The 8,394-nt window shown below is 35.2% G+C and carries 11 protein-coding genes and 1 pseudogene; 6 read left to right on the top strand and 6 right to left on the bottom strand.

Going from position 1 to position 8,394, the window contains the following annotated elements; all coding sequences use genetic code 11:
• Positions 1-348: 348 nt before the first annotated feature.
• Positions 349-1,464, bottom strand: a complete 1,116-nt coding sequence (locus CWATDRAFT_RS32120) for a pentapeptide repeat-containing protein (RefSeq protein ID WP_007308057.1) — start codon at positions 1,462-1,464, stop codon at positions 349-351.
• Positions 1,465-1,751: 287 nt separating this feature from the next.
• Here CWATDRAFT_RS32120 and CWATDRAFT_RS27510 point away from each other — a divergent pair, with 287 nt between their 5' ends.
• Together CWATDRAFT_RS27510 and CWATDRAFT_RS27505 are read left to right on the top strand one after the other, a co-directional pair.
• Entirely contained in the window at positions 1,752-2,423 is a 672-nt protein-coding gene (locus CWATDRAFT_RS27510; protein ID WP_007308058.1) for an AAA family ATPase, read from the top strand.
• Positions 2,416-2,706, top strand: coding sequence for a hypothetical protein (locus CWATDRAFT_RS27505; protein WP_007308059.1), 291 nt, complete (start codon positions 2,416-2,418; stop codon positions 2,704-2,706). The genes CWATDRAFT_RS27510 and CWATDRAFT_RS27505 overlap by 8 nt, the downstream gene beginning before the upstream one ends.
• Before the next feature lie 468 nt (positions 2,707-3,174).
• Here the strand turns inward: CWATDRAFT_RS27505 and CWATDRAFT_RS38920 are convergent, their stop codons facing one another.
• Positions 3,175-3,444 carry a hypothetical protein gene (locus CWATDRAFT_RS38920; protein ID WP_042712618.1) on the bottom strand — a complete coding sequence of 90 codons (270 nt, stop codon included), beginning with the start codon at positions 3,442-3,444 and terminating at the stop codon, positions 3,175-3,177.
• On the opposite strand from CWATDRAFT_RS38920, the gene CWATDRAFT_RS27490 reads away from it, so the two are divergent.
• Together CWATDRAFT_RS27490 and CWATDRAFT_RS27485 are read left to right on the top strand one after the other, a co-directional pair.
• Positions 3,389-3,697 (top strand): hypothetical protein, encoded by a 309-nt coding sequence (locus CWATDRAFT_RS27490; RefSeq protein ID WP_042712616.1) that lies wholly within the window; start codon positions 3,389-3,391, stop codon positions 3,695-3,697. The genes CWATDRAFT_RS38920 and CWATDRAFT_RS27490 overlap by 56 nt on opposite strands.
• 142 nt (positions 3,698-3,839) lie before the next feature.
• Positions 3,840-4,580 (top strand): hypothetical protein, encoded by a 741-nt coding sequence (locus CWATDRAFT_RS27485; protein WP_007308060.1) that lies wholly within the window; start codon positions 3,840-3,842, stop codon positions 4,578-4,580.
• Positions 4,581-4,610: 30 nt separating this feature from the next.
• On the opposite strand, the gene CWATDRAFT_RS27480 is transcribed toward CWATDRAFT_RS27485, so the two are convergent.
• The 3 genes from CWATDRAFT_RS27480 to CWATDRAFT_RS27470 form a co-directional block, all read right to left on the bottom strand.
• Complete coding sequence (locus CWATDRAFT_RS27480; protein WP_232287218.1) at positions 4,611-4,895, bottom strand: hypothetical protein; 285 nt, start codon at positions 4,893-4,895, stop codon at positions 4,611-4,613.
• Between the two features lie 219 nt (positions 4,896-5,114).
• Positions 5,115-5,321, bottom strand: coding sequence for a hypothetical protein (locus CWATDRAFT_RS40620; protein WP_232287217.1), 207 nt, complete (start codon positions 5,319-5,321; stop codon positions 5,115-5,117).
• Positions 5,322-5,505: 184 nt separating this feature from the next.
• On the bottom strand, positions 5,506-5,970 hold the full coding sequence (locus CWATDRAFT_RS27470) for a hypothetical protein (RefSeq protein WP_007308053.1): 465 nt from the start codon (positions 5,968-5,970) through the stop codon (positions 5,506-5,508).
• Positions 5,971-6,076: 106 nt separating this feature from the next.
• Between CWATDRAFT_RS27470 and CWATDRAFT_RS27465 the strand changes: the two genes are divergently transcribed.
• Positions 6,077-6,265: a hypothetical protein gene (locus tag CWATDRAFT_RS27465; protein ID WP_021829472.1), complete on the top strand. Its 189-nt coding sequence runs from the start codon at positions 6,077-6,079 to the stop codon at positions 6,263-6,265.
• Positions 6,216-6,839 carry a hypothetical protein gene (locus CWATDRAFT_RS27460; RefSeq protein ID WP_007308061.1) on the top strand — a complete coding sequence of 208 codons (624 nt, stop codon included), beginning with the start codon at positions 6,216-6,218 and terminating at the stop codon, positions 6,837-6,839. Before CWATDRAFT_RS27465 ends, CWATDRAFT_RS27460 begins: the two co-directional genes overlap by 50 nt.
• 627 nt (positions 6,840-7,466) lie before the next feature.
• On the opposite strand, the pseudogene CWATDRAFT_RS27455 reads toward CWATDRAFT_RS27460, so the two are convergent.
• Positions 7,467-8,241: pseudogene (locus CWATDRAFT_RS27455) on the bottom strand (IS1634 family transposase); the annotation flags it as partial.
• Between the last annotated feature and the right edge of the window lie 153 nt (positions 8,242-8,394).

Raw genomic sequence — 8,394 nt, 5'->3', positions numbered from 1 at the left:
GGAGGATTCAATACATTTGTTCTATAAATATTCCAGATTGTTTGAATAACCTGGGGGAAACGTTTACTTTGTTCCCCAAAAACGAAGAGATATCATATGGTATTCTCAAAACCCTCTAGTTTAGACAATTATAGACGATTGCCACGGCTGAAACCTCTTCAATCAGGTTTTAAACGGCTTGTCAACCCGTGAGGTAAATACTAATCAACGAAATCAGAATTTGTTGAACTAGTTCTATTTTCTGATATACAATTTTTGGGACTCATGAGGGACAGAGTTTATGTTTGGAAGTTTCTAATACCAGATGAAATAGATTCAATTAGGTATTGCTCACAATTATGAGAATTACTATAAATGAATTTTGTAACTAATTGGAATAACTACTTTATGTTGTTCTGAATAACCTTTCCATCTCTTCCATCGACTATAATCAGGAAATTTTTCAGGTTCAGAATCTTTATCTGTCTTAATTTTCTTGATGAATTTTTTGTTAGCTGTCTCATTATAAATCCATTCAGTTTTATACTTATCCCAATCTCCCTTGTAATATGCTTGATCCCAATAACAACATGATTTAATTTGAGAATTAGTTAAATTTTTTACATTGATTAAATAAGCTCCTTTAAAGTTAGCTGTTTTAAGTTTAGCTCCTTTAAAATTTGTTTTAAAAAGATAAGCTCCTTCAAAATTAACTCCAGAGAGATCAGCATAAGAAAAATCAACATGAGAAAGATCAGCATGAGAAAAATCAGCCCCAGAAATCATAATATTATTGACATCTTTAGATAATCTAATTTCGCCAAGACAAGCTTTGAAAAAATTAGCTTCTTTAAGCTTAGCATTAGAAAAATTAGCTCCACGAAGAAAACTATTTTTAAAATTAGCTTCTTCAAGGTTAGCATCAGAAAAATCAACTTTTTTAAGTTCAGCTTCTTCAAAATTAGTTTGAGATAGATTCATTCCACAAAAATAGGCTCGTGAAAGGTCAACCTCAGAAAGATCAATATTACTAAAGTTACATGATTGGAAGAAATTTATTTGCCCCTCATCTTCTACACTCTTTTGTATTAATGAAGTATTATATAAAAATAGTAAAATTATTGTTTTACTTGAACTCTCATTTAATCTTCTGAGAACGGTTACAGTCTTAGTTGTAATTATATTAAAGACTAATCCATTTATGCGTTGAGTTAATCCACTTTTTAGTTTGTTGTCAAAAATATAATGTAGTAGTAAATTTTGAATATCTTCTAAGTACTTTTCTAAGATGTCTTCTTCTCTATTTTTTTTGTTAATTTCTAATTGCTTTTCAGCTATTCCCCTTTGAATAATCCAACCTGTAAAAAAAATAGCTATAGGTGAAGCAAACGTCTGAAAAATCCATTTCCATACTTCATCCCCATAAATATAATTAACTATTTTATAAAAAGTTGAAGTAATAATTTCAATCATTGCATCAGGCATTAACAGTCTAATTTCTTTTTTCTGTCCTCTCTTTTTAGATTACCCACCTCCCGCTAAGAAGTCGTCATTAATCGTCAGGGCATATTCTAAACTTCCCTAATCAATTTAGTCAATATTAAAACGAAAGTTATTTAGGATTAAAACAATACTTATTTGATACTGATTTAGTACCAAATTGAAACTATTGTCATTCTTCTACGTCAATGGACACTAAGTGGGTTCTTTGAATACTAAGTTAGTACCACTTTGATGCCAAAACAATATCTATTTAATACTGAAGCTAGACCATGATCATACTTGTCGGCAACCAAAAGGGAGGGGGCGGGAAATCCACAACGGCAGTTAATCTCTCGGCCTGTTTAGCGCACAAAGGGAGCGATGTTCTTCTGGTTGATGCGGATAAACAAGGCACGGCCACCAATTGGGTTAGAGATCGTCAAGAAACTCAACTCCCTGTGGTCAATTCGGTACAGAAGTCTGACAACATTCATCATTGTTTGCTAGATCTCGCACAACGCTATCAAGTGGTGGTGGTCGATGCGGCCGGACGAGACAGCCGAGAACTCCGCACTGGGATGATTGCTGCTGATATTTTACTGATGCCTTTTCGTCCTTCCCAACCGGATCTTGATACACTCCCGACCATGCAGGAGATCCTTACGTCTGCGTTAGACCTTAACCCCAAACTTCAACCGTTTGCTTTACTGACGATGGCTCCCACGAATCCAGCGATTAATGAAATAGCACAATCAAAAAGTGTGTTTGCTGATTTTTCTGACATCCAACTGCTAGAAACGATTATTTTTGAAAGGAAGGTGTATCGAGATGGCATGAGTGAGGGACGGGGCGTGGTCGAAATGAGTAATTCAAAACCGGCGGCTGAATTCCAGTCATTAGTAACTGAATTGTCTGAACGAGCTAATCTTAATTTTTCTAATAAGTCTTTAATTTATGCGTAAACCTCGACCCAAGACCCCTACGCCTCAAGAAATCGAGAATTTTGCGGCTAAAGCTGATACCATTCCCACTGGAGAATCGGCAGCACCTCCTAATCCTCGCGCTCCTAGAAAATATAAGTCAATCGCTGTCCCTTTTAATGAATATGAGTTTGCTAAATTAGAATGGCTTTGTGAGCAAACCGGAATGAGTAAAAATGCTTTAATTCGTTATCTGATTCTGACTCATGCTAAAGCGTTAGAGCGAGAGGAGCTACTCTATCAACATCAAATTGGTACTAGATAAATACTGTTTTGGTACTAAAGTAGTATTGGTTTTGTAGTGATTTATTAGATGCGGGGGTGGATCTGGTGACGGTGCAGAAGTTAGCGGCGCTTCAAGTCTTGCCGATTTAAGCGAAATGTCTTGAGATTATTCCCACTATTCTGCAAACCTCTCACTATATCCATTCTGTTGACACTTTTCAATAATTCGATTTATATCCTTTAGGCCTTGTCTGCCAAAATAAGGTGATAGAGTAGAAACCACTCCTTCTTGCTCAAGGGCCCTAAATCCTGCGTATGCCGTTGCAACTGCCTGACAGGCATCCTCGAAATTCTCCTGAGCTTCTTGTGCGTTCGCGTCGGCTAATTCTAAATTATTTCTAGCCTCTATACTACTCAACCAACCCCAGCTACCCAGTGCCAGAGCAATCACAGAGAAGACACTCAGAGACAAAATAGTATTGCGCCGTCGTTTTTTTGGCTGTCGTTCCTATTGATCGCGCCAGGCAACACTAGAATTAACAAATTCATTTTCATTGGGACTCAACCCACCTAATTTCTTGAAAGCATTGGCCTCTCTTAACCCCACAATCTGCTCTAATCTAGACCCTTTGAGTAACTCATTTCGTGCCTGAGACTCCCCTTGCGCTTCTTTTAATCTTTGCCAACGTCGCGTTTCATCTGCTAAATAATTCTTGAGAATAATGGCTTCTTTTTCTTCTTCTAACCAGCGTCTTAACTCATCCCAAGAACTGAGCAAAATTTCATGGGCAAATTCCACCGTTGCTTGTTACTTTTTCCCTGATGTTCCCCCTAAAGAAATCGTCTCCTCCCGTTCATATAATAATGAGAAAAAAACCAAATATAAATATTTAGGACGAGCCGGAAGTTCTGCTCATATTGATGCTGTAGAAAAACTCACTAGAAGAAATCTCATTGATGAATTAGAACGAGTCATTCAATCTCTAACTGAAAGCTACTTAGATATCTATATTGGAACCGAAACTGAATGAAGCTATTTAATATTTAAAATCCCCTAAAAAGATGGAAAGAGAGTTTTTAAAATCACCTTAATTCTCTATTTTAGCTCTGGAGATATGTTTAGCGTAAAATTTACGCTAACAATTGTTTTTTATCCAAAGTCCAAATCTAACGATGGGGCGTGAATTTGTCGAAGCAAAAGACACAGCTAAGTTACAAACGTTATTAGATGATAATGAGGGGTCAGCCTTTATTCCTGATGTTAACCGCACCACCAAGATTAGTGAGGTAAGGGGGTTAGAGGCATTGAATGTTCTGTCTCTTGTCAATGAGAACCGTGAATTTATGGCCACCGATGAGGATTTAATTAGTCGGGCAAAAATGGCTATTCATAATACCTCCCAGATTAAGACGATCTTTGGCATATCCGTTTGTCAACCGACAGCTAACCCCAACACAGGGGAAATGACCCTACCCACAATTAAAGTGGCACGACAGCAGCTTAATTTAATTGGCTATGATTTGAAACGCAGTGAACGGCGAATGATTGATGGCAAGCGACAACATATCTATAAATTAGTGGATCTGCTTCCTCCTCAAACCCGTCAGGAGATCTTTGATCATTGGCTAACGAAGGATAGGGAATATTCGATGGTTAAGTCGGAAAGCATAGATTTGGCACGAGAGAATAATCAAGTGGCACGACAGACCGTATATAATAAATCGACTCCTGGAGCCTTTGAAGCTGTCCCGTTGCCAAAAGTGGGAATGGAGGTAATTAATTTGGCGACCTCTGGGATAGGGAAAATTATCTCAGTATCACAAAAACTATCGGAGGTGTTGGTGAAGTTTGCTGATCTGGTTATCCCTTACAAGTTATCGAGTTTTTGGGATGAAGTGGAGTTGGCTTTCTAAAGGATAATGAGTTTAAAACCTCATGAAAGACTAGACACAGCTTACGATTTCTTGCCCTTTCATGGCTCTTCGATAGACAGTCTTGATAGATACACCTTTGCAACCAGCATTTAGATATTCTAATCCTTTTATTACGTGAGGAGTTGGTTTTGCTCCTCTCATAGATATTAAATAATGGGTATTAGAGATAAGATCAAGCCACCAAGTTGATTGATCCATGTCGCCAATAGCATACGGTCCATGAGCTACATTAAGGTGGACTTCTGTACCTAACGTCTTCTCTAAGAAATATTTGCAAATTATAGCCTTATTCATTACCTCATTAGGAATACTAACTTCAGGTGTATTTGTGAATATACCCTCTATTGAAGTAGGAGTTAATTCTTTATTTGCTTGCATATTGATTAAACCTCAATTAGTTCTTTGTCATTCATTTTTAGAAATTGCTCTTTGTTTTAAGCTTTGGGAAATCTTGTGGCAGAGCAAAATTTAGAGCATTCACTAGCTTTAAATCAGATTATTGTCTTTTATCTTTCAAAAATTGACTAATTTTTGTAATTGTAAAGCAGGTTTTAAAGTATTAATATCTAGATTAGTGACGACAGTTTCTTCACCGGCGGCGCAGTCATACACCATATATGTCCAAATACCAGGACTACCTGCTTCAGCACTTTCTGCTTCGTAAAAAGTAGTTGTGCCATCTTCTTCACATTCATAATAAGCTGAATAAAGATTTTCCAAATTAAGTTCATTTTCTTCTATTATCTGACGAAATTCAGCTAAGACACCAGCAATGTGATGAGGTTAAGTTTCTACTTGCACTAAGCGTTCTTCTTCCCAAATAAAATTATGTAATTCAAGAGCCATTTTGTATCTCCTACCCTAATTAACTAATGATTTATTTTTGAAATTTAACCAACATTCATTAACCTTTGATGACAATTTCAATTTGCTCTGGGAAAACATTAAACTTTTTAGCTATTCCTTCTTTTGCTTGTTCTATTGATAAAGAAGGAACGTGACTGTTTTCAGTCTTTTGTATCTTTTCAAAATTGAGAGTAGAAATATCAATTCCCAAGGACTCTAAAGTAGTGTAGCGAACAGGATTGTGCTGACCGTTCCAGACATTAGGAATGTCAATACTTGCGTATTCAGAAATGTGGATAGCCCAACGATCCTTTCCAGAATGTTGATCGACGCAGACAAAACGAATTCTACTAATCAAGCCGACCACAAACGCATGTCTTTTTTTAGCCCCCTCGGAATGGCAGCAGACCAGATACTTACAAGATCCTGCTCTATCTTTGTTAAGAACCCAACTGTTATCACATCCGTTAGTTTTTATGTACTGTAAATCGTTAGCGGTAAAGGTAACAACTGTATCTTCCATAATTTTTTGTCCCTTAAACTATATCTATAGTATGAGATATTTTAAGGATAATATCAATATACTTTTTGTATACTTTTTAGGTACGGGGAAGTCAAAAACCTCTCAAGTGACCTATACAAGTGCGATTAAGCAGTTTTTAGCCTTCATTGATAAGGAATTAAGGTCGGTGGTTTTAGAGGATTTTCAACTCTGGGTGAGGTCGCTGGAAATGCGCTATAGTTCCCACATGGTGAAAAATAAGGTCAATGCCATTAAGTCTTTACTCAGCTTTGGGCAAATTAATGAAACAACTTAACTTATTTGATACAAATGCTTCATCTCTTAAATCGAGACTACCTAGTCTTGTTATGGATAGAGAAGCTTTAATTAAATGGAAGCAGAGAGTATTTAAGTATCAAGAAACTATAAAAGATAGTCAACCACAACAACAAACATTATTTGAAATGCCTAAAAGTTCATGGCATACTGTAGATGATATTAAACCTTTTGAGTTACCAATACATAACTGTTTATTTTGGAGAATGCCCGAACCCAAGTATCAGTTTGCAGACGAAAGTAGTAAGGGCTATCTTTATTTTATAATCGATAATACGTTACCTATTTTATTATATTGCGGTGAAACCAAGCTAACAGCTAATCAAAGATGGTCGGGGGTTCATGATTGTAAGGATTATATCAGAAATTACATTCAATTGCATCGGATACATAACTTAGATGTCGCTGTGGTTTCTGCTTTTTGGGAACATATTCCTCCTGAGAAGAAAATCTTGTTAAAATGGGAAAGAGAGCTAATTATAAAATATAGAAGTCCATTTAATAAGGAATCATGGAAATATTGGGGTCAACCATTCAAAAAAGAGTGGAAATGAAAGGTGGTGAGCTTGACATTCAAAGCAAGTGATTTTAGACTAAATTACTCTTTGATACTTTCTCAAAACTATCAGAGAATTCTATATATATAAATTCATTAAAATTCAATAACTATGTCAATGAATAATGGAAGAGACTTTTGGCTTTTCCCAAATAATCCTTTTTTCTCCTTTACCAGATTCTTGCCAAATCTTTTTCACTTCTACTTTAGTTTTTTTCCTCTTCTTCCACCATCTTTTCATCGTTTTCACAGAGTGAATGTTATTTAACTAACATTCTAAAACTCACGTTGACTAAATAGCCTATAATAAGTATTAACAAAACAACGGCTTTTGTAAACAGTAGAACAAATAAACAGCCTTACGAGAGCAGAAAATGTTATAACCCAGATTCCGCACTTCAAAATGTAGTATAAAAAAATACATAGTTTTAAAAAGTCCGAAAATCATACCTGGGCAAGAATATTTCTCTTTTCATTAAATTTTTAGGAAAAATAATCAAATTAAGAAGATTTATACTTATTGAAAACTTAGCAAGACTCAGCACAAACGAAGGAGAGTTTCCTCTTCTCATTTGATATCATTAGACTCTTATTCTTTTATTATTTTTGCTTGATTCAATTCAATTTATAGATAATATCTTTGACAAGATGCAGGTAATAAACTCAATATAAAACGCCTTTCTTCTGTTAAATTGACAATTTGTTTAACTCCGTTTAAAATCACATAATGAATACCTTGAAAACATTGAAATATCCACCTCAAAGTCGGACGCAATGTTACTTTCCCTACTTGATTATTTATTCCTTTTTTGACTCTTTTTAAACAATTTCTTAATTCTCTTTGCCCCAAGTTATAAATCAACAAACACAAAGACATTAAAAATAACATTGTTTCTATTCTTTCTGGTTTTCCAACGAAGAAACTATCAGTAAAAAATAAGGGATCTTTCAAAAATCGAAATCCTCTTTCCGTAGATTGCTGGTTTTTATAAGTTATCAGAATTTCACTAGCTTCTAATTTATTTTCCTCTACTAAGTTAGTTGCTAAAATAAATTTTCCTGCTTCTTTAGTCTTTCTACTTATCTCTTCATCTTTTTTGATGATCAGACTAATCATTTTATAAATCTTTTCCTTTTTTTTCGAGTAAGTTTCAATCAGTTCAACTTCTTTTATTTCCAACAATCTCAATTTTTTATTAATAGCTTTTAATTTATATCGAGCAGCTTGAGGATGTTCAATTCTTCAGATTGTATTTCTTTAAGAAATTTTTGGGATTTCTTCTCTTCTTGGGAAGTGTTTTTCTAGTTTTTCAAATCACTTTTCTGTCTTTTTTCACTCCAGACTATTAACCAAGTTTGCTTGATTCCCACATAAAGTAACATTCCTCTTTCCAGGGATACTTTCTAAATTTGGCCCTCTTTTTCTTTACTCAACTTTACTTCTCCCACCTCAAATTTGCATAATCTTTGCTTTTTATGGCATTGGACCCCGTACCATTTAAAGGTGATAGTGAAATTTCTGACCTTTAGCCTTCCCAACTGGATCTTCACTT

Origin of the sequence: Crocosphaera watsonii WH 8501, from assembly GCF_000167195.1 — a bacterium.
GTDB classification, from domain to species: Bacteria; Cyanobacteriota; Cyanobacteriia; order Cyanobacteriales; family Microcystaceae; genus Crocosphaera; species Crocosphaera watsonii.
Note: the sequence above shows the minus strand (reverse complement) of the source record. Positions and strands in the feature narration are given on the sequence as shown.

Excerpts from the sequence above, each read along its gene's own strand:
- CWATDRAFT_RS27480 (WP_232287218.1), bottom strand. The coding sequence starts at position 4,895 with ATGAATAAGGCTATAATTTGCAAATATTTCTTAGAGAAGACGTTAGGT.
- CWATDRAFT_RS27460 (WP_007308061.1), top strand. The coding sequence starts at position 6,216 with ATGCCATTAAGTCTTTACTCAGCTTTGGGCAAATTAATGAAACAACTT.
- CWATDRAFT_RS27490 (WP_042712616.1), top strand. The coding sequence starts at position 3,389 with ATGGCTTCTTTTTCTTCTTCTAACCAGCGTCTTAACTCATCCCAAGAA.
- CWATDRAFT_RS27510 (WP_007308058.1), top strand. The coding sequence starts at position 1,752 with ATGATCATACTTGTCGGCAACCAAAAGGGAGGGGGCGGGAAATCCACA.
- CWATDRAFT_RS32120 (WP_007308057.1), bottom strand. The coding sequence starts at position 1,464 with ATGCCTGATGCAATGATTGAAATTATTACTTCAACTTTTTATAAAATA.
- CWATDRAFT_RS27505 (WP_007308059.1), top strand. The coding sequence starts at position 2,416 with ATGCGTAAACCTCGACCCAAGACCCCTACGCCTCAAGAAATCGAGAAT.
- CWATDRAFT_RS27485 (WP_007308060.1), top strand. The coding sequence starts at position 3,840 with ATGGGGCGTGAATTTGTCGAAGCAAAAGACACAGCTAAGTTACAAACG.
- CWATDRAFT_RS27470 (WP_007308053.1), bottom strand. The coding sequence starts at position 5,970 with ATGGAAGATACAGTTGTTACCTTTACCGCTAACGATTTACAGTACATA.